A 20,339-nucleotide genomic window follows, 5' to 3' on the forward strand; every position below is an offset into this window, starting at 1 on the left:
TTCTTAACCGAGCAGTATTGGGCACCAAGTGATATTAAGATTATTGTCGTAATCGTAGAATTTTTATCACAAAACGCGCGATTTAGCTATGACTATTTTTTAGGTTGTTGCTGTTTACATGCGCGTTTTTTATCTATAAACCAATCTTTTTAATATCAAATTTTTGCAATCAGCTTAAGTCCTCATTTTATAGTTTTATATGGCTGAAGTGATAATATGATTTTATAAAATACTGGGTGATTTTCGTATGGTACAGCTTTCTCCAATATATATAAACAAAGAAAAAACCAAGAGTAGAATTTATTATTACGATGCGATTAAAGCTTTGGCTATTTACTTGGTTTGTATATATCATTACAACAATCTTAATACCAATATTCTCGACAATCCTAATTTTGGAGTTTATATAAATTACTTTTTTTATGGCATCTCAAGCATTGCAGTTCCATTATTTTTTATGGTAAATGGGGCTTTGTTATTGAATAAGTCATACAATCTTAGAAGCCATCTTAAAAAAGTACTTTATCTATATATTTTGGTTTCTGTGTGGAGTTTTATTTACTCAGTAATATTTATTCCCATTGAAGGAGTTTCATATTCTATAAAAGAGTTCTTGATGGCATGGTTTTTTCTGAAAGAAGGAACAAGTGAGCATTTATGGTTTTTAAAAGCATTAATATCGGTATATTTGCTATTTCCATTTATCAAGGAATTTTATGATGTTCCAGGACGTAAGCTTCTAAAATTATTTTGCTGTATCGTTTTTGTTTTTTCTTTCGGTAACTTATTTTTGATTAACTTGTTAAACTCAGCAAAATTTGTTTTTGGTTCTAATTATCTTAATGACAATTCTTTTGATTTCTTTCCTATGGTAAATCCATTTGGAAACTACAGCTATACTTTGTTTTATTTTATTGTTGGCGCCGTTCTTAGTGAAAAAATTAAAAGCAACAAAATCAATGTGTCAACCAAAGTGCTAGTCACATCTTTTTTCACTGCTTTATTTGCGTTATTTCTGTACGGCGTTTTAATGACTGTTTCATCCAATACTTTTTATGACACTGTGTGGAATGGCTACTACTCCATAATGACGCTAATCATGTCAGCTTCGACTTTTGTGTTTTTTTCTAAGCTCACTTATGCAAATGACAAGGTTAATAACTGTTTGACAATAATTGGTGCTAGTACGCTCGGTATATATCTTGTTCATAGATTTGTAGGCGCCGTAACTATTCCATATTTCCGTGGTTTAATTTTATCCAACGGTTTAGTGTTAAATATTATTTATGGTTTGTTGTTGGTGCTTGGTTCGTTATTGATTGTGCTTTTGCTTAAAAAGTTACCTCTTCTGAGAAAAATAGTAAATATTTAAGTCACATCTTGTGGGATGAAGTCGCATCTTGTGGGATGGGCATCCTTGCCCGTCTCTTTAATCAACAATCTTGTAAGGCGGGCAGGGATGCCCGCTCCACAAGACAAGATGAACAATTATATTTTTTGTAAGTGAAGCGTAGGCGACTTGATTAACTGTTAAGAAATGCTAAATTAAGTTTATGAACGCAAAAAATATGGACTAGGAGTTAATGCCTCCTAGTCCTTTTAAAAAAGCGGGTCAACCGCTACCAATGTAGGTTAACCCGTGCAGCTTTGGGAACGCGCAGAAATGCTTATTGCAATACCAACTTAACGTTAGCGTTTTGCAAACCGCGTTGCTTAACTTCTGATAATGTTTTGTTTACAGCGTACTTTTGGTTAATCGAGTTGATTAATTCGGTTTGGTTGTGCTTTTTAGCAACGCCCCAAAGGTCTGCAATCAAGTCGAAGGAACCATCGCTGTTGCGTGACCAACCTAAGTCATATTCGCCTTCGAGAACAGCAACGATATCAGAGCGAACGCGCTGACCGTTGTAACCACGAACATCTGCTTCGGTTTTAACGGAAATACCTAGGTCACGCAGTGATGCTTTGAGGATTTCTGCGTCGGTGATTTTGGTGCGGAGTGTGCTAAAATGAGACATTTGGGTTTCCTCCAAAGAGAAGATAGATAATTTAAGACGTTTCTATCGTTCGTCGCAGCTTAAATGTATTAAGTTGCGGCTTTTTTCGTTCGGCGCTAGCTTTTGAGACTAGCCTTTCCCCCTGTGGTAGCAGAGGAAAGCTTTTTAGAACTCCATTCGCTGATATTCAGCTACGGAGGACGCTGCGGGTCGCGCACGCTGTCTTGCCCAGTCTCGCAGGGCTGTTACCTGCTCTTGCATCGTTCGAGACAATGGCAATGTGGCTTTTAGTGCAGCAATAATATCTAGTTGTGTGAACTCGCGGTCTTGGGCGAATGCTTCGTACATCGCTGCGACTAACGCTTGTTCAATTTCTGCTCCCGAAAATCCATCGGACATCTTCGCCAGTTGTTGTAGGTCGAAGCGGGATATGTCTGTCCGGCGTTTCGTTAGGTGAATTCTGTATATATCTTGACGTTCTTCGGGTGTAGGTAAGTCTACGAAGAATATTTCGTCAAAGCGACCTTTCCGCAAAAACTCTCCTGGTAATCTTTCAACTCGGTTGGCTGTTGCCATCACGAATACTGGAGATTTTTTCTCTTGCATCCAGGTTAAGAATGAACCGAAGATTCGACTCGATGTTCCACCATCGGAGTCACCGGAACCCGAACTGCCTGCAAACGATTTATCCAACTCATCGATAAACAATATCGCTGGAGAAATTGATTCGGCTGTTTTTAATGCGTTCCGTAAGTTAGCCTCTGAACGACCAACCATTGAACCATCGTACACTCTTCCCATATCTAAGCGTAACAGTGGCAGACCCCACAACCGAGAAGTTGTTTTGGCTATTAACGATTTACCACACCCAGGAACACCTAGTATTAACATCCCTTTTGGTTGGGGTAGTCCATACTCTCTGGCTCTTTCGGTAAATGCGTTCGAGCGCTGTGTTAACCACTTCTTCAGTTCTTCTAACCCACCTACCGCTTCAATGGTTTCATCTTCTTCGATGTACTCTAGAATTCCATTGCGGCGGATTAACTGTTTTTTCTCAGATAAAACTATGTCTACTTCATCTTCCGTCAGGCGCCCCGTAGTTACCTGTGCCTTACGGTAGACTTTTTCAGCTTCGTCTTTTGTTAAACCTAAAGCTGCTCGTAAAAGCTTCTCTCTTGCTTCAGTTGTTAAACGACGACCGCGATTTTGATCTATATGATATGTTAAAACTTTATTTAATTCACCCATATCTGGGAGTTGGAAGTCAAGAACTACTACTTCTTTCTCCAACTCGATGGGCACTTGCTGCATCGGCGACATTAATATAATATTTTTGTTAGTACCTTTGAAGGATGCTATGGCATCGCGCAAAGACCTGGTTGTCGCAGGTGCATCAATAAATGGATGTAAATCTTTAAGTATAAATATAGCAGGTTCTTTCTGGCGAATTATCCACTCAATCGCCGCTTCGGGTGAAACGGTATTGTGCTGGGTTACGTTTCTTGGCTGACCGTACTCAACTATTCCGTGAGTTACTGTCCACACATATACCCGCCGTTGCGGCTTCGAGGACTGGGCAATTGCAGAAATTGATAGCTCTGCTCGCTCTTCCTCTGAGGTCACAAGATATATTAGGGGGTACTGAGCCTGAATTAGAATGTTTAGCTCTTCTTTCATACATCGACCTTCTTGAGACCTGGACTGAGACTTTAGAACACCGCGTGTACTTTACTTTTGGCGCCGGAACGAACTAAGCGTTTGTCACCTACTTCAAACAAGGAACTAATTCCTCTCCCTTTGAAGATTCCTCTTCCTCATCGATTTCCTCTAAAGTGAGATGCTCGATAAGTCCTGGCTGGTTTCCCAGTGACACCAGTTCTCCGTCACGTATTACGAGCGAACTGTCGCAACTTGGACATGAGTAAACTCGATGTGTTCTTCCGTATGATGATTCGATTTCGTCAATTAACTCCGAATTTTTTAGGTAGAAAACTAACGCTCTCTCCGCAAGTTCGGACATCGGCTCAGAATCAACTGCCGCACGGATTTTTAATCTCCTATGCAGTTCTGGCGATAAATATAGCGTAACCTTTTGCTTAGCTTGCATATAACTTGTTAACGGTCTTACCCGGGTATGTATTTCAAGTTATCGCTTTGTTTCCCAGTTGTCAATATGCTAAAACGTTTTGACGGCAATTTCGTAATATTTCTTTACAATTCGAGGCAGTTAACATCGTAATCTGTCACAAAAATGGAATATAGGGGCCACAAAGGGTGATAGATTAAGCTATCAGCGAGTAAAAACTGGTGAAAATGAAAGTCCTGGTTATAGGTGGCGATGGTTATTGCGGTTGGGCAACCGCTCTATATCTTTCTAATCGAGGTTATGAAGTTGCGATATTAGATAGCTTGGTGCGACGGCACTGGGACAACGAGTTGGGTGTAGAAACGCTTACGCCTATCGCCTCGATTCAGCAACGCCTCCAGCGCTGGAAAGATTTGACGGGTAAAAATATCGACCTATTTATTGGCGATATTACAAACTACGAGTTCTTGAAGAAGGCGCTGCATACGTTTGAACCAACTGCAATCGTGCATTTCGGTGAACAGCGAAGTGCGCCGTTTTCAATGATTGACCGCGAACACGCTGTGGTTACGCAGGTCAATAACGTAGTTGGGACTTTGAATTTGCTTTACGCGATGAAAGAGGATTTCCCCGACTGCCATTTGGTTAAGTTAGGGACGATGGGTGAATATGGTACGCCGAACATCGATATTGAGGAAGGCTATATCACCATTGAACACAATGGGCGTAAAGATACCCTACCGTATCCAAAACAGCCTGGTTCAATGTATCACCTGAGTAAAGTTCACGACAGCCACAACATTCACTTTGCCTGCCGAATTTGGGGTTTACGTGCAACCGACCTTAACCAAGGGGTGGTATATGGTGTTTTAACCGAAGAAACGGGAATGGACGAAATGTTAATCAACCGTCTCGACTATGACGGTGTGTTTGGCACTGCGTTAAATCGTTTTTGTATTCAAGCAGCAATTGGACACCCGTTAACTGTTTACGGTAAAGGTGGACAAACACGCGGCTTTTTAGATATTCGTGACACCGTGCGCTGTATCGAAATTGCTATTGCAAATCCTGCGAATCAAGGAGAATTCCGCGTATTCAACCAATTTACCGAACTATTTAGTGTCGGTGACTTGGCGATGATGGTGAAAAAAGCTGGTAACGCAGTCGGTTTGAACGTAGAAATCAACAATCTTGAAAATCCCCGGATTGAAAAAGAGGAACACTACTTCAACGCCATCAATACTAAATTACTAGATTTGGGGCTACAACCACATTACCTCTCAGATTCGTTACTTGATTCGCTATTAAACTTTGCCGTCAAGTATCAAAATCGCGTTGACAAAAACGAGATTTTACCGAAGGTTAAGTGGCACAGATAGCACTGGGCAAAGGGTAAAAGCTTATTCCTGCTTTACTCTAACCCCTCTTTTTATCTTTTTGTGTAGAGACGTGATTCATCACGTCTCTACTAACGAAAATTTTAAATAAATGTTTATTTAGTTCTAGATGCAGCAATTGTAGAAAAATTAGAATTATCTAAACCAATCGACAAACGACTCATTTATGAAAATAGCCCTGTTCACGGAAACCTTTTTGCCCAAGGTCGATGGCATTGTGACGCGCTTAAGTCATACCGTTGACCATTTGCAACGTAATGGTGACCAAGTATTGGTTGTTTGTCCTGAAGGTGGAATGACCGAATATAAAGGAGCGCAAATTTATGGTGTCTCCGGTTTTCCCCTACCTTTGTATCCTGAACTCAAAATGGCATTGCCGCGTCCCGCGATTGGTGAAGCTGTTGATAATTTTCGACCTGATATAATCCACGTTGTTAACCCGGCAGTTTTGGGAATATCTGGGATATTTCATAGCAAAATCAATGATATTCCACTCGTTGCCTCTTACCACACTCATTTACCGCAATACCTTCAACATTATGGTTTGGGGATGCTCGAAGGGTTATTGTGGGAATTGTTAAAGGTAGCACATAACCAAGCAGCTTTAAATTTGTGTACTTCAACCGCAATGTGTGACGAGCTTACTGGGCATGGTATCGAACGGGTAGATTTGTGGCAAAGGGGTGTTGATACTGAGACATTTCACCCAATTCGAGCTAGTCAGGTTGTGCGCGCGCATCTATCACAAAATTCTCCTGAAAGTCCATTATTACTTTATGTCGGGCGCCTGTCAGCAGAAAAAGAAATCGAGCGGATAAAACCAATATTAGAAGCTATACCAAATGCACGGTTGGCTTTAGTAGGGGATGGACCACACCGTCAAGCTTTAGAAAAACACTTTGCTGGTACGAATACATTTTTTGTAGGCTATTTAACAGGGGTAGAATTAGGTAGTGCATTTGCTAGTGCTGATGCGTTTATTTTTCCATCACGTACCGAAACTCTAGGTTTAGTACTACTCGAAGCAATGGCCGCTGGGTGTCCTGTAGTTGCCGCACGCTCTGGTGGTATTCCTGATATTGTTACTGATGGAGTTAATGGTTATTTATTTGACCCTAATACCTCCGATGCAGGCGCCATTGCCGCAACAATGAGATTACTATCCCAGAAACACGAACGTGAGACGATTCGTCAAAATGCTCGCAGTGAAGCCGAAAAATGGGGATGGGCAGCAGCAACAAGCCAATTACAGTCATATTACCGAAAAGTCGTTTATTCGGTAAAACAGAAAGTTGTGGCTTAACTTGCCAGTAAGAAACCCGGTTTCTTTGTTGAGAAACCGGGTTTCTAAGATGCAAAAACACAGATGGAAAGATTTGCAGAAATCCATCTGTGTTTGTTTACGTACTAAAATATCATTAGTACTTATAAATTAATTAAATTAATTAACTAAATTATCCGTATCAGTATATATTGCAATAAATGGAGAAAAATCTAATACTTAAATTTGTTATTTAAAATCTAACCTCTAAAATCTAAAGCTAGAAATATAAACTTCTTTCATCACACACTCCCATGACACTTCCCAGTCCCGGTAGCGTCTTGGCTACTTTAACTGAACTGACGCAGGTAAACCGCACTCACGCCCTTTTACGTCGCGTTAAAGACCTGTCAGTCACTGAATTCGTTTGTTTGCTTGACTTTATCACCGCCGAATTTCAACAATTTCTGCGCGCGATAGAGTTAATTAACAATGAAGCTCTAGAAACAATGCTAGAGAGGGTTTTAGAAGCCATAACCCTCAAAATCGGTCAAATTCTTCAAGCCCAACATACCACCATCTTTCTAGTTGATTACGATAAAAATCAATTATGGACGAAAATAGTACAGGAAAACGTCCATAAACCAATAGAAATTAGGACTCCTATCACCGTTGGTATTCCTGGACATGTAGCTAGTACGGGTCAATACTTAAATATTTCTGATATTTCAAGTCACCCTCTATTTAGTCCCGAATTAGAAAAACAAATGGGCTACAAAATCAAAAATATTTTGTGTATGCCCGTAATTAGCAGCAAAAATCAGACTGTTGCAGTTGTGCAACTGGCAAATAAAGCAGGTGATACGCCGTTTGACCAGGAAGACGAACGACGGTTTCGTGACTTTGCTGAGTCCATAGGCATTATTTTGGAAAGCTGTCAGTCTTTTTATGTTGCCGCACGTAACCAACGTGGCGCCACAGCTTTACTACGCGCAACTCAAACTTTAGGGCAAAGTTTAGATTTAGAAGCAACTTTGCAAATAGTGATGGAACAAGCGCGTATCCTCATGCAAGCTGACCGCAGTACGTTGTTTCTACACCGCAAAGAAATGAATGAACTGTGGACGAAAGTCGCAGCAGCAGATGAGGAAACAATGATGGAAATCAGAATTCCCTCAAATCGTGGAATTGTGGGATATGTTGCATCAACTGGTGACGCTCTAAATATTCCTGATGCCTATAAAGACCCCCGTTTTGACCCTACTACCGACAGAAAAACAGGTTACATGACGCGGAATATTCTCTGTTTACCTGTATTTAATTCCGCAAACGAGTTAATTGGGGTTACGCAGTTAATCAATAAGCAACAAGGCAGCTTTACTGCTTCAGATGAAGAATTTATGCGCGCTTTTAATATCCAAGCGGGTATCGCACTGGAAAACGCGCGTTTGTTTGAAAATGTATTGCTTGAAAAACAGTATCAAAAAGATATTTTACAAAGTCTTTCTGACGCCGTTATTTCAACTGATATGGAAGGACGAATTGTTACAATTAACGATGCAGCCCTAGGGTTACTTGGATGTCCTCTAAGTGATGCTTATAGTAAATATAATAAACCCTTATGGGAACAGAACCTAATTGGGCGCCTAGTTTGGGATGTAGTACCAATTGACAATTTACAAATGCGACTCCAAGACAGCTTAACGTTAGGAGCTAGGCATTATGTACCCGAACAAAATTTAACAGTAGGAATTTATACATATACTCAAATTCAGCCAGAAAATAGCTTTACAGACCAAACAACTTCTTCAAAGGCGCCGGGTAAAATACCTACATCTCGTGCAAAAGCTGCAACTACAGAAGATACAACAGATGTATTACCTAATTCGAGTTCAATACAATGCTCAATACTAGCGATACGCGACCGTAACAATCAAGATATATTTATTCCTTGGAATCATCCCTTAACTCCACAGTCAGAATTACTACAAGCTTCGCAGATTGAAGCTATTGAGCGCAGCATGAATTTAACCGTAAACCCCTTGACAAATCCTGAAGGAGGTGTACGTGGTGGACTTGTAGTTCTAGAGGATATCAGTCGCGAGAAGCGGATGAAAACCACTATGTATAGATATTTAACGCCTCATGTTGCAGAACAAGTCATGGCGTTAGGCGAAGATGCATTAATGGTAGGTGAGCGTAAAGAAGTTACTATTTTATTTTCTGATATCAGAGGATACACCACACTTACAGAAAATCTTGGCGCCGCTGAAGTAGTTTCGCTGCTCAACCAATATTTTGGAACAATGGTTGAAGCAGTATTTAATCACGAAGGAACCTTAGATAAATTTATTGGTGATGCGTTAATGGCAGTTTTCGGCGCCCCATTACCATTAAATGAGAATCATGCATGGAAAGCAGTACAAGCAGCCTTAGAAATGCGATGCCGACTGGAAGAATTCAACCAGCGTCGAATTATACAAGAACAACCAATAATACATATAGGTATAGGTATTAGTTCAGGCGAAGTTGTTTCAGGTAATATCGGCTCACACAAACGCATGGACTACACAGTTATTGGCGACGGAGTAAATTTAAGCTCTCGATTAGAAACAGTAACAAAAGAATACGGTTGCGACATTGTATTAAGCGAATTTACGTATCAACTTTGTAGCGAACGAATTTGGGTACGTCAACTCGATAAAATCCGTGTCAAAGGAAAACACCAAGCCGTTAATATATACGAACTAATTGGCGACCGTAGCACACCACTAGATGATAAAACCCAAGAATTTTTATCACACTATCATGCAGGACGTTCCGCGTATATATCACGTAACTTTCGAGACGCAGTTATTTGCTTTGAAGCAGCCAAACAACTCAGACCTTTCGACCATACCACAGACGTTCATCTCGAACGCGCCCGCAATTACCTAAATCAACCCCCATCCAGTTCATGGGACGGAGTATGGACAATGAGTACTAAGTAATGAGTGCTGAGTAATGAGTGCTGAGTAATGAGTTCTAACTTTTAACTTCCACTCAGCACTCAGCACTCAGCACTTTTAACTTTCTTCTGTGTTGCCAAAAGGATTCTCACCAATATGTAACTCTTTCTTCGCTCGTTTTAACTGCTTCCACAGTGCCTTAACTTGCTCATACGCATCTTCGGGAGATATTTTACCAGAAGTTTCCAAGCTGCAAATAAAGCTAATTTTCTGTGCGAACTCTTGCAAGTTAGCATTAAATACCAAGTTTTCTGGTTTTACTTGACCATAGTAACGACTGCGAGGGTAAAGAAAATCGTCTTTGTTCACTTGTGCTGTCTCCATTTGAAAAACCCTGTATTTATATAATGTGGGAAAGTTGAGTGTAGCTATAATGCCACTAGATGCATTTTTATGCTTATTAATAATCTTTCTTATATAAAATTAATATTAATTATCACTATGCCGTAATTAGTTTAAGTAATAAGTATCAATAATTACTATTTAAAGTGTTACATTTCTGTCTTGACATCCGCGAATCAACTGATTTTATAAATTACACAAATACTTTTTAATCGCAACATACTTAGGTACAATAGCTACAAAGTAGAAAAGTTACTATTTGGTTATTTCCAGATACTAGGGGTAAGTGAGGCGCCGGAATAGGAATTTTTAACGCGCGTTTGGGACAACTAAAGATAAAATGGTTGAGCATCAAAGCGTCGAACGCCCAGATATCTAATTTTCTATCATGCCTGTTCACACTAAGTTATACGAAGGCAAAGCCAAAATTATCTACTCTACGGAAGAACCTGATATTTTGCTTGCCGACTACAAAGACGATGCCACCGCCTTTAACGCTCAGAAGCGTGGTAGCATTCTTAACAAGGGAGTCATCAATTGTACCATCTCTAGTAAGCTTTTTCAAGAACTAGAAGCGTTGGGTATTAAAACCCATTACATTGATACTCCGACGCCGAACCAAATGCGGGTTAAGGCAGTAAAAATTATTCCACTAGAAGTTGTAGTACGAAATATTGCCGCAGGCAGCTTATGCCAACAAACAGGATTAGCGCTAGGAACAGTGCTATCTAAACCTTTGGTGGAATTTTATTATAAAAATGACCAACTAGGAGACCCACTTTTAACACGCGAGCGCTTATTATTACTTGAACTAGCCACTGTGGAACAAGTAGAGCAAGTAACTCATCTAGCATTAAACATCAATCAGTTTTTACGTGACTTTTGGGTGCGCTGCGATATAACCTTAGTTGACTTTAAACTGGAGTTTGGTTTGGACTCACAACAGCAAATTCTGCTGGCAGACGAAATTAGTCCCGATACATGTCGTTTGTGGGATACCTCACAACAAACTGACCCCGACCGTCGAGTTCTTGACAAAGACCGCTTTCGTCGAGATATGGGAAATGTAGAAAATGCTTATCAGGAGGTTCTAAATCGCGTATTAAAGGCAGTGGAAACCAAAAATTAATCTATTTGAGCTTATTACTCGTTCTTTTATAGTTTCGGTTATCCTTTGTAGTTGCTAGCCTTGACTATTAGCCGTTAACTAGTAAACATTAGCTGATGACTAACGTCAAAAACGCGAATCGCTTACTATTAACTACCGACATTAACTACTTTTTTTGATGGTGTGTGGACGTGAAGAGGAAACTAGATAAAATGCGCTTATCTCCCGTTTTGGTGACTGTGGTGGCAATTACCGCACCACTAGCCAGTTCGATTGCAAATGCACAAACTCCGCAGCAAAAGTTAGTACAAAAATTAATACAAAGTAGCAATAAGACCAATGAAGTTGCTACCTTAGCTCCGACTGTTAATAATGGGCATCAAGTAGTTGCAGTTTTTCCAGCAGCATCTGAAGCTTTAAAAACAATACCTGCGAGTGCCAAACCAAATACTGTGGCGCCAAATGGTAGTCAAATAAAACTTTCTCCAACGAGTCAAGTTCCAACTCCACTACCTAACCCCCTTCAACAGCAACCAATTCAACAGCAACCAATTCAACAGCAACCAAACCAAATACCTAATACGGTTCCAAACCAGCAAACACCGCTACCACCGATAGTGCCAGAAACACCATCGCAGCAACAAGTTCCTCAACAAGTTCCTCAACAAGTTCCGCAACAAGTTCCTCAACAGGTTCCTCAACAGGTTCCTCAACAGGTTCCGGCGCCAGAAAATCCTTCAACGCCTCAATTTAACCTGCCTCCGCAAAATCAACCGGGTCAAACACCTGCCCCAACAGAACCGCGCGTTTTAGTATCAGAGGTGTCAGTTAGACCTCAAAGCGGACAATTGGCGCCTGAGCTAGAAAAAGAAGTGTATCGTGTAATTAGGACACAAGCAGGACGTACCACAACACGCTCACAATTACAAGAAGACATTAACTCGATTTTTGCAACTGGCTTCTTCTCAAACGTACAAGCATTACCAGAAGACACACCACTAGGTGTGCGCGTTAGCTTTGTTGTTCAACAAAACCCAGTCTTGACAAAAGTTCAACTTCAAGCTAATCCAGGTACAAATGTAGCCTCAGTTTTACCACCAGCAGCGGTAGATGAAATATTTAAAGAACAATACGGCAGAATTCTTAACCTACGTGATTTACAAGAAGGAATTAAAGCATTAACCAAACGCTATCAAGACCAAGGTTTTGTACTGGCAAACATTATCGGCGCCCCTCAAGTAGCAGAAAATGGTGTAGTGACGTTACAAGTAGCAGAAGGGGTTGTTGAAAACATTCGCGTTAGATTCCGTAATAAAGACGGTCAAGAAACCAACGAAAAAGGTGAACCAATTCGTGGTAGTACACAGACGTATATTGTGACGCGGGAGTTAGAATTAAAACCTGGCACAATCTTTAACCGCAACATAGTTCAAAGAGATTTGCAGCGCGTATTTGGATTAGGGTTATTTGAAGACGTTAACGTATCGCTTGACCCAGGCAGTGACCCAAGTAAAGTTGATGTAGTCGTTAACGTTGTAGAGCGCAATAGCGGTTCAATCGCAGCAGGTGCAGGTATAAGTTCTGCCAGTGGTTTGTTTGGTACCATCAGTTACCAACAGCAAAACCTCAACGGTAGAAACCAGAAATTAGGCGCCGAATTACAGCTTTCCACACGTGATTTATTATTTGATGTTCGGTTTACCGACCCTTGGATAGCCGGAGACCCGTACAGAACCTCATATACAATCAATGCGTTTAGACGACAGTCGATATCACTTCTTTTTGAAGGCAAAGACGATAACATTGAAACATTTGACCCAAATAATCCAACCGAAGAGGGAGACCGTCCGCGCGTCTTTAGAACCGGGGGTGGTGTTACATTTACTCGTCCTTTATCCGCAAATCCATTTAGGGCAGCTGAATGGGTAGCTTCTGCAGGTTTACAATACCAACGAGTTTCGACGAGAGATTTTGACCAAGACGTAAGAAGATTTGGGAGAGTAAATTTAGACCCAAATCGTCAAGTTGAACTTACCGCATCAGGTACTGGCGAAGACGATTTATTATTTTTACAACTAGGCGCCTCGCGCGACAAACGTAATAATCCTCTACAACCAACAAGTGGCTCATTATTGCGTTTTGGTGTAGATCAATCTGTACCAGTAGGACTAGGTAACATTTTCTTAACCCGTTTACGTGGTAGCTACAGCTATTACATTCCAGTTAGCTTTACTAATTTTACTAAAGGGCCTCAAGCTTTAGCCTTCAACTTCCAAGGAGGAACCATCCTAGGAGACTTGCCACCTTACGAAGCATTCTCATTAGGTGGTAGTAACTCAGTTCGGGGTTACGAAGAAGGACAACTAGGTAGTGGTCGCAGTTACGTACAGGCATCTGTCGAATATCGCTTCCCAGTATTCTCAGTAGTAAGCGGCGCCTTATTCTTCGATGTAGGTAGTGATTTAGGCACCAGTACGCGACCAGCCGAAGTATTAAACAAAAACGGTACAGGGTACGGCTACGGTCTAGGTGTGCGCGTCCAATCACCATTAGGACCCATCCGTATCGACTACGGTATCAATGACGATGGTGATAGCCGTATCAACTTTGGAATCGGGGAAAGATTTTAATTAAAAGTTAGGAATTAGGAATTAGGAATTATAACTCCTAACTCCTAACTCCTAACTCCTAACTTTTTAACTTCTGTTAGTTAGTTGACTTGTCAAATAGTTGTATTTACTTAATACTTTTTTGATAAGTCTTTTTCTAGTTAAAAATCCGGAGTCAAAAGTTTACTGTATGAATATTGACTTTTGATGACGTTTAACGACGTTATTACCATACCCTTGACCCAAGCGAATGCAACAACATACTTTAGCCGCAGAAATCTTCCAAACAGGAGTGGGGCTGCACAGTGGTGTTACCACACATGTAACCATCAAAAGCGCGGCGCCTGGAAGTGGACGCTACTTTGTTAGAGTGGATTTACCAGAATCCCCAATAATTCCCGCACAAGTAGCAGCAGTAAACCATACTGTACTTTCAACTCAACTAGGTAAAAACGAAATTCACATCCGTACCGTCGAGCATATATTAGCTGCTTTGGCTGGTTGTGGTGTTGATAACGCGCGTATCGAAATTGATGGACCAGAAGTCCCACTTCTTGACGGATCAGCTTTGGTGTGGGCAGAAAGCATTGGGAAGGTAGGTTTATTAGCACAATCATCTCCTTCAAAAGAAACGATTGTTATCAATGAACCAATTTGGGTAAAACACGAAGATGCTTTCGTTTGTGCGATGCCAGCACCAGAAACGAGGTTTACATACGGTATTGATTTTGACTTACCTGCAATTGGTAATCAATGGTACAGTTGGACAATGCCCACATCAGAAGATTATTCTGATAAAAGTTTCGTAACAGAAATAGCGCCAGCTCGTACATTTGGACTGTTAGACCAAATTGAGTACTTACAAAAGTCTGGATTAATTAAGGGTGGAAACTTGGAGAATGCACTAGTTTGTGGACCAGAGGGTTGGTTAAATCCGCCATTGAGGTTTCCAAACGAGCCAGTTCGTCATAAAATCTTGGACTTAGTGGGAGATTTAAGTTTGCTTGGAAAATTTCCGCAAGCTCACTTCTTGGCATACAAAGCTAGCCACCAGTTACATGTTCAATTAGCTCAAAAAATTTTGGATTTATGATTTGTCTGCGACAATAAATAGATTTTAAATTAATGCTACAGTTTATAATCTTTTTGAATCAAAAATCCAAAATCCAAAATTAACAGAGTGCCATGTCAATCGTCACCGAACCCAAAACTACCGATGTAACCTCTCCTGGGTCATCTGAACCCGCATCAGAGAGCGCTTCTACACAACAATCTGAAACTAAAAAAGTTTTCAGCATTGAAGAAATACAAAAAATATTACCCCACCGTTATCCTTTTGCTTTAGTAGATAAAATCATTGATTTTGTACCAGGTAAAAGTGCCGTTGGTGTTAAAAATGTTACTGTCAACGAGCCACAGTTTCAAGGACATTTTCCTGGGCGCCCAATAATGCCAGGAGTGTTAATAGTTGAAGCTATGGCACAAGTGGGAGGTGTCGTAATGACACAAGTGCCAGAGTTAGAAGGTGGACTTTTCTTATTTGCTGGTATAGATAAAGTGCGTTTTCGCCGTCAGGTAGTACCAGGAGACCAGTTAGTAATGACTGTGGAACTGTTATGGGTGAAACAGCGTCGTTTCGGTAAAATGCAAGCTCGTGCCGAAGTAGACGGTCAACTCGCATGTGAAGGCGAACTTATGTTTTCACTCGTTACCTGATGCCTTTAATCAGGAATGTGGGTACGTTAACAATCGTGCCCTTATTCACCAAAAAGGATACCAGAAAATTAGTTATTTACAACTTATATTGTAAAATCTGTTAAATTTCGATAACTTTCGCCCTCACACACACGCTTGTTGGTAACCCGACACCTTCGGCTACGGATTAATCAAATAGTCAGCACGCTTACTGTTCTGGAGATGCACCCTTGAAGACGCTCATTCATCCTACCGCTGTAATACATCCAAATGCGGAACTTCACTCTACAGTGCAAGTCGGTGCCTATGCTGTGATTGGAGGGCATGTGAAAGTAGGTCCCGAAACCGTAATCGGCGCCCACGTGGTGCTAGACGGGTTCACAGAAATAGGGGCACGAAATCAAATATTCCCTGGCGCAGTTATAGGTACAGAACCACAAGATTTAAAATACGACGGCGAGCTAAGTTGGGTTAAAATCGGCGACGATAACCTAATTCGCGAGTATGTAACAATCAACCGCGCCACAGGTGCAGGAGAAGCCACACTTGTGGGTAATAGAAACCTACTCATGGCATATGTCCACGTAGGTCATAATTGTGTAATTGAAGACTCTGTAATTATTGCTAACTCGGTTGCCCTAGCGGGTCACGTATACATTGAATCACGCGCCAGACTCAGTGGAGTACTGGGAGTGCATCAATTTGTACATATTGGCAGACACGCAATGGTAGGAGGAATGACACGTATCGACAGAGACGCACCACCATACATGACCATCGAAGGAAATCCAGCAAGAGTTCGAGCCATGAACTTGATTGGACTCAAACGCGCAGGTTTCATACCCGAAGAATTACAAAACCTCAAAAAAGCTTTCCGTATTTTATATCGCTCACAGCTAACATTTAAAGACGCTTTAGATGAAATTGAAATGCTAGGAGACACCGAGCATTTACTACATCTACGTCGCTTTTTACTGCTATCACAAATGCCAGGAAGACGCGGATTAATACCCGGTAAAGGCAAAGCTGCACTTAAAGACGATGAATAAAAAGTTAGGAGTTGAGAGTTAGGAGTTAGAAGTTAAGAGTTAGGAGTTAAGAGTGATAAATTTAGTATTTCGGTTTAAACTTTAAACTTTTAACTTTTGTTCTTGTAAACAACTATGTCAATTTTCTTAATTTCTACTTCTTAGCTCCTAACTCCTCACTCCTCACTCCTCACTCCTAACTTTATTTAACATGCGAATATTTATAAGTACAGGTGATGTATCAGGAGACTTACAAGGTTCCTTACTTGTTCGTGCATTACTACATCAAGCATCCTTATCTGGATTAAAACTAGAAATAGTGGCATTAGGCGGAGAAAAAATGAAATCTGCTGGCGCCACTATAATAGGTAACACAGAAAAAATTTCATCGTTTGGATTATTAGAAGCTTTACCTTATCTGTTGCCCACACTAAAAATTCAACGTCAAGCAATTACCTATCTAAAGCAAAACCCACCAGACTTGGTAGTACTTATCGACTACATGGGACCAAATCTAGCAATAGGTAAATATGTAAGGCGCCATTTACCAAACGTCAAAATAGTATATTACATAGCCCCCCAAGTTTGGGTTTCTACACTAACAGCCAAAGACACTAAACGGATTATAGACGTTAGTGACAAGCTTTTAGCGATATTTCCAAATGAAGCCAAATATTTTGAACAACATGCAGCAAATGTGACATGGGTAGGACACCCATTATTAGATAGAGTCAAAGAATTTCCTTCTCGACAAACAGCACGTGCCAATTTACACATAGCAGATAACATGACTGCAATTGCACTAGTACCAGCATCACGTCCGCAAGAATTGAAGTACGTACTACCTGTAATGTTTCAAGCTGCCCAAGCATTACAAGAAAAATTAGAGCAAGTACATTTTTGGATTCCGCTTTCTTTAGATATCTATAAAGATAAAATCGAAACAGCAATACAAGAATATGGACTAAAAGCGACCATAGTATCAGGTCAGCAAAAAGAAGTACTTGCAGCAGCAGATTTAGCAATTAGCAAATCAGGTACAGTTAATTTAGAGTTGGGACTTTTGAAAGTTCCACAAGTAGTACTATATCGTCTCAGTCCCTTTACCTACTGGGTTGGCACAAAAATACTAAAAGTCACTTTTGACTACGCTTCACCAGTTAACTTAGTAGCAATGAAAGAAATAGTGCCAGAATTTATTCAAGAACGTGCAACAAAAGAAAACCTGGTTCAGGCAGCAATGGAACTACTATTAAATCCTGAACGTAAAAAGCTTCTTCAAACAGACTACGAGCAAATGCGCGTAAGTTTAGGTGAAGTTGGAGTATGTAACAAAGCAGCCAATGAAATTTTACAATTGTTATGTCATGCTGAGGTACGTTAACGCAGTTTTCCCGCTTTCGCGCGCATCTAATTGTCATGCTTTCGCATAGAATTAATTAGGTTTAGTTCACTCCATTTGTAATCAATTCAAATTATAGTATCTTTAATTACGCAAATATTACATTTATAGTATTTATATTGAGAAAGAGACGTATTTTTACTTTCAATACTTGTATTATTTTATACCCAAAATCAAATAAATCCTCGTAGAAACTAAACATGTTTAGTCTCTAACACATAGATAATCAATTGGGGATAATACCAGGCAAATTATTCGGTCGATACCTTGAGATTGCAGGTAAGCAATCAACCTCTCCTTTTGCTGACGTTCCTTTCTAAGATTTCACGCAAAGCACCAGTCAATAACGGCTGACCTGTATTTTCCACCGGGTCGTCCTCTAACCAAAAATCATCAGGTAACGCTTCCCAAGATATTACCATGCCTTTTTGAGATTTTGGTTCACTAAGTTGGGTTGCCATTTTTTACCCCATGTTCCGTTTGATTTATCTATATTCTAAATGAAATACTAAACTGAATCAGAAGACAACTTTTTTTTTATGGATATTAACCGTTTACTGATTTGGACAGTTTCTGCATCATGCATTTTGCAAATCATTTATGCAATTCGCAGTTCAAAGAGACTGATTACGGGTTGGGTTGTAGTTTCAGGGTTTGTTTTAGCTGTCACGGGAGCATTGTATTACTTTACTCCAACTATGGCAGGCTTAGTTGGTGGAAGCTTATGGCTTATACTAATAGTCACTCCTATCATTGCACTTAGAAATGTCAACCGACTATTAGCTCAACAAAAATTTAAACAAGCTCGAAAACTTTCCATTCTCGCGCGACTACTACATCCTTTAGATGGCATAAAAGAGCAACCAGAATTAATTAAGGGATTAGAGCTAGCTCAAAAGGGTTTTATTGATGAAGCTACTGTTATTTTTCAATGTTACCAATCATCCACAACACCAATTGGCAGGTCTGCTGCAATTACTTTATATCAAATTAATTCTCGTTGGTTACAATTAGTATTATGGATACAACAAAATACTACATCAGATATACTAGCAAAAGAGTCATATTTATTAGTAATGTATCTACGTTCTTTAGGAGAAATAGGTGATGTCAATGGAATGTTACAAGTATGGCAACAATATTTTTCAAGTATAGAAAAAACAGATTTATCAACACGCAATCTTGCAAAACTATATATATTGGCATTTTGCGGAGAAAAGGAACAAGTCGCAAACTTATTTAATAATTCACTATTAATATACCCTCAAACTATTAAAAATTTTTGGTTGGCTACTGCTGAACAAGCATCTGGAAATTATGAAACTGCTCGCGAGCTATTTTTAAATTTAATTAACTGTGAAGATGTACGTATCCGTACGGCTGTAGAATGGCGCCTATCTCAATCATATACGGCGCCGCTGACTCTACCCCCTGTAGATAAAGATGTTCTTGAACGAATAATTATAGAAATTAAACAAGAAGCAAGATACACAGGCAAAAGTCAAATTAAGCGACAACCAAAAGCTACATTTTTAATTATTGGGTTAAACCTAATAGCATTTGCACTCTTAGTTAGATTTGGAGGTAGTACAAACTTATATACATTATATAATTTAGGCGCCTTGGTTCCACAACAAGTATTAGCTGGAGATTGGTGGCGCCTTTTTACTGCAACATTTCTTCACTTTGGCTGGTTACATTTAATCATGAATATGGTTGGACTTTATTATTTCGGTCGTGTCGTAGAATTTATTTTAGGAGTAAAGCAATATTTACTTGTGTACTTAACTACAGGTGTTGGGGCAATGTTGACGGTTACTTTAATGTATATATTAGGTTATTCGCAAGAGAACTTTGTAGTTGGTGCTTCTGGAAGCGTCATGGGTTTAGTTGGCGTTTCTGTTGCTATCTTTTTGCGCGACTGGTTGAAAAATAGAGGTAGCATTGCTTCGAAAAAATTACAAAGCTTTTTATTGATAATTTTGATACAAACACTATTCGATTTAACTACACCTCAAATTAGTTTTGTTAGTCATATTTCTGGGACAATTATTGGTTTTTTGCTTGGAATGATAGTTAAACATGATTAAATTATATAATTAGAAGCTACTGCGTTTTTTTGCACCAAGATTTTTCGTATTTGGATTATGAATGGGCAAATTAAAATATGTATAAATAGAATAAAAATTTGTAATAAAGGTGCCTTATCTATATAGGCGCCTTTTTAGCCCAACTAGATAGCATTAGTTTTTACATGGGTGGCGCCTATAAATATTATCTTTTTATAACCCATGTATTTTAGGACTTACCTAAAGAAACCTGGTTTCTAGTAGTCCGTGTCATTAGTTTTGGGGTGTTGTGCTATACTTTTAAATATATAACAACACAACTAAAAAATACAAGCAT

General features: G+C 39.8%; 16 protein-coding genes. 11 read left to right on the forward strand and 5 right to left on the reverse strand.

Annotated features, from left to right (window positions below):
• The first annotated feature begins 247 nt into the window (after positions 1 to 247).
• On the forward strand, positions 248 to 1,372 hold the full coding sequence (locus DSM106972_RS45775) for an acyltransferase (protein ID WP_127086945.1): 1,125 nt from the start codon (positions 248 to 250) through the stop codon (positions 1,370 to 1,372).
• 295 nt (positions 1,373 to 1,667) lie between these two features.
• Here DSM106972_RS45775 and DSM106972_RS45780 read toward each other — a convergent pair whose 3' ends face one another.
• The 3 genes from DSM106972_RS45780 to DSM106972_RS45790 all read right to left on the reverse strand — a co-directional run bounded on the left by DSM106972_RS45780 (position 1,668) and on the right by DSM106972_RS45790 (position 4,104).
• Positions 1,668 to 2,018 carry a DUF1257 domain-containing protein gene (locus DSM106972_RS45780; RefSeq protein WP_019494768.1) on the reverse strand — a complete coding sequence of 117 codons (351 nt, stop codon included), beginning with the start codon at positions 2,016 to 2,018 and terminating at the stop codon, positions 1,668 to 1,670.
• Positions 2,019 to 2,162: 144 nt separating this feature from the next.
• On the reverse strand, positions 2,163 to 3,674 hold the full coding sequence (gene ycf46 / locus DSM106972_RS45785; RefSeq protein WP_127086946.1) for a stress-responsive protein Ycf46: 1,512 nt from the start codon (positions 3,672 to 3,674) through the stop codon (positions 2,163 to 2,165).
• 88 nt (positions 3,675 to 3,762) lie between these two features.
• The gene (locus tag DSM106972_RS45790; protein ID WP_019494766.1) at positions 3,763 to 4,104 is read right to left on the reverse strand and encodes a slr0373 family blue light stress response protein; all 342 of its coding nucleotides are present in this window, start codon (positions 4,102 to 4,104) and stop codon (positions 3,763 to 3,765) included.
• 206 nt (positions 4,105 to 4,310) lie between these two features.
• On the opposite strand from DSM106972_RS45790, the gene DSM106972_RS45795 reads away from it, so the two are divergent.
• From DSM106972_RS45795 to DSM106972_RS45805, 3 genes are all read left to right on the forward strand, one after another.
• The gene (locus DSM106972_RS45795; RefSeq protein WP_127086947.1) at positions 4,311 to 5,462 is read left to right on the forward strand and encodes an NAD-dependent epimerase/dehydratase family protein; all 1,152 of its coding nucleotides are present in this window, start codon (positions 4,311 to 4,313) and stop codon (positions 5,460 to 5,462) included.
• 184 nt (positions 5,463 to 5,646) lie between these two features.
• Complete coding sequence (locus tag DSM106972_RS45800) at positions 5,647 to 6,783, forward strand: glycosyltransferase family 4 protein (protein ID WP_127086948.1); 1,137 nt, start codon at positions 5,647 to 5,649, stop codon at positions 6,781 to 6,783.
• A gap of 272 nt (positions 6,784 to 7,055) precedes the next feature.
• Positions 7,056 to 9,731, forward strand: coding sequence for a GAF domain-containing protein (locus tag DSM106972_RS45805; RefSeq protein ID WP_127086949.1), 2,676 nt, complete (start codon positions 7,056 to 7,058; stop codon positions 9,729 to 9,731).
• A gap of 75 nt (positions 9,732 to 9,806) precedes the next feature.
• On the opposite strand, the gene DSM106972_RS45810 is transcribed toward DSM106972_RS45805, so the two are convergent.
• Positions 9,807 to 10,073 (reverse strand): DUF7219 family protein, encoded by a 267-nt coding sequence (locus DSM106972_RS45810; RefSeq protein WP_127086950.1) that lies wholly within the window; start codon positions 10,071 to 10,073, stop codon positions 9,807 to 9,809.
• A gap of 406 nt (positions 10,074 to 10,479) precedes the next feature.
• Between DSM106972_RS45810 and purC the strand changes: the two genes are divergently transcribed.
• The 6 genes from purC to lpxB all read left to right on the forward strand — a co-directional run bounded on the left by purC (position 10,480) and on the right by lpxB (position 17,915).
• Positions 10,480 to 11,220, forward strand: a complete 741-nt coding sequence (gene purC, locus DSM106972_RS45815; RefSeq protein ID WP_127086951.1) for a phosphoribosylaminoimidazolesuccinocarboxamide synthase — start codon at positions 10,480 to 10,482, stop codon at positions 11,218 to 11,220.
• 191 nt (positions 11,221 to 11,411) lie between these two features.
• Positions 11,412 to 13,829 carry a BamA/TamA family outer membrane protein gene (locus DSM106972_RS45820; RefSeq protein WP_127086952.1) on the forward strand — a complete coding sequence of 806 codons (2,418 nt, stop codon included), beginning with the start codon at positions 11,412 to 11,414 and terminating at the stop codon, positions 13,827 to 13,829.
• Positions 13,830 to 14,058: 229 nt separating this feature from the next.
• Complete coding sequence (lpxC, locus tag DSM106972_RS45825) at positions 14,059 to 14,901, forward strand: UDP-3-O-acyl-N-acetylglucosamine deacetylase (protein WP_127086953.1); 843 nt, start codon at positions 14,059 to 14,061, stop codon at positions 14,899 to 14,901.
• A 92-nt stretch (positions 14,902 to 14,993) separates the two neighbouring features.
• Positions 14,994 to 15,524, forward strand: coding sequence for a 3-hydroxyacyl-ACP dehydratase FabZ (gene fabZ / locus DSM106972_RS45830; protein WP_127086954.1), 531 nt, complete (start codon positions 14,994 to 14,996; stop codon positions 15,522 to 15,524).
• A 209-nt stretch (positions 15,525 to 15,733) separates the two neighbouring features.
• The gene (gene lpxA, locus DSM106972_RS45835; RefSeq protein ID WP_127086955.1) at positions 15,734 to 16,552 is read left to right on the forward strand and encodes an acyl-ACP--UDP-N-acetylglucosamine O-acyltransferase; all 819 of its coding nucleotides are present in this window, start codon (positions 15,734 to 15,736) and stop codon (positions 16,550 to 16,552) included.
• Positions 16,553 to 16,742: 190 nt separating this feature from the next.
• Positions 16,743 to 17,915 (forward strand): lipid-A-disaccharide synthase, encoded by a 1,173-nt coding sequence (gene lpxB, locus DSM106972_RS45840; protein WP_127086956.1) that lies wholly within the window; start codon positions 16,743 to 16,745, stop codon positions 17,913 to 17,915.
• 305 nt (positions 17,916 to 18,220) lie between these two features.
• Here the strand turns inward: lpxB and DSM106972_RS51865 are convergent, their stop codons facing one another.
• Complete coding sequence (locus tag DSM106972_RS51865; protein ID WP_158632989.1) at positions 18,221 to 18,394, reverse strand: hypothetical protein; 174 nt, start codon at positions 18,392 to 18,394, stop codon at positions 18,221 to 18,223.
• Positions 18,395 to 18,472: 78 nt separating this feature from the next.
• On the opposite strand from DSM106972_RS51865, the gene DSM106972_RS45845 reads away from it, so the two are divergent.
• Positions 18,473 to 20,023 carry a rhomboid family intramembrane serine protease gene (locus tag DSM106972_RS45845; protein ID WP_127086957.1) on the forward strand — a complete coding sequence of 517 codons (1,551 nt, stop codon included), beginning with the start codon at positions 18,473 to 18,475 and terminating at the stop codon, positions 20,021 to 20,023.
• The last annotated feature ends 316 nt before the right edge of the window (positions 20,024 to 20,339 follow it).

The organism is Dulcicalothrix desertica PCC 7102, from assembly GCF_003991905.1.
Taxonomy (GTDB): domain Bacteria; phylum Cyanobacteriota; class Cyanobacteriia; order Cyanobacteriales; family Nostocaceae; genus Dulcicalothrix; species Dulcicalothrix desertica.

Excerpts from the sequence above, each read along its gene's own strand:
- DSM106972_RS45820 (WP_127086952.1), top strand. The coding sequence starts at position 11,412 with ATGCGCTTATCTCCCGTTTTGGTGACTGTGGTGGCAATTACCGCACCA.
- DSM106972_RS51865 (WP_158632989.1), bottom strand. The coding sequence starts at position 18,394 with ATGGCAACCCAACTTAGTGAACCAAAATCTCAAAAAGGCATGGTAATA.
- lpxC (WP_127086953.1), top strand. The coding sequence starts at position 14,059 with ATGCAACAACATACTTTAGCCGCAGAAATCTTCCAAACAGGAGTGGGG.
- DSM106972_RS45780 (WP_019494768.1), bottom strand. The coding sequence starts at position 2,018 with ATGTCTCATTTTAGCACACTCCGCACCAAAATCACCGACGCAGAAATC.
- DSM106972_RS45775 (WP_127086945.1), top strand. The coding sequence starts at position 248 with ATGGTACAGCTTTCTCCAATATATATAAACAAAGAAAAAACCAAGAGT.
- lpxB (WP_127086956.1), top strand. The coding sequence starts at position 16,743 with ATGCGAATATTTATAAGTACAGGTGATGTATCAGGAGACTTACAAGGT.
- purC (WP_127086951.1), top strand. The coding sequence starts at position 10,480 with ATGCCTGTTCACACTAAGTTATACGAAGGCAAAGCCAAAATTATCTAC.
- DSM106972_RS45800 (WP_127086948.1), top strand. The coding sequence starts at position 5,647 with ATGAAAATAGCCCTGTTCACGGAAACCTTTTTGCCCAAGGTCGATGGC.
- DSM106972_RS45795 (WP_127086947.1), top strand. The coding sequence starts at position 4,311 with ATGAAAGTCCTGGTTATAGGTGGCGATGGTTATTGCGGTTGGGCAACC.
- DSM106972_RS45790 (WP_019494766.1), bottom strand. The coding sequence starts at position 4,104 with ATGCAAGCTAAGCAAAAGGTTACGCTATATTTATCGCCAGAACTGCAT.
- ycf46 (WP_127086946.1), bottom strand. The coding sequence starts at position 3,674 with ATGAAAGAAGAGCTAAACATTCTAATTCAGGCTCAGTACCCCCTAATA.
- DSM106972_RS45810 (WP_127086950.1), bottom strand. The coding sequence starts at position 10,073 with ATGGAGACAGCACAAGTGAACAAAGACGATTTTCTTTACCCTCGCAGT.
- DSM106972_RS45805 (WP_127086949.1), top strand. The coding sequence starts at position 7,056 with ATGACACTTCCCAGTCCCGGTAGCGTCTTGGCTACTTTAACTGAACTG.
- fabZ (WP_127086954.1), top strand. The coding sequence starts at position 14,994 with ATGTCAATCGTCACCGAACCCAAAACTACCGATGTAACCTCTCCTGGG.
- DSM106972_RS45845 (WP_127086957.1), top strand. The coding sequence starts at position 18,473 with ATGGATATTAACCGTTTACTGATTTGGACAGTTTCTGCATCATGCATT.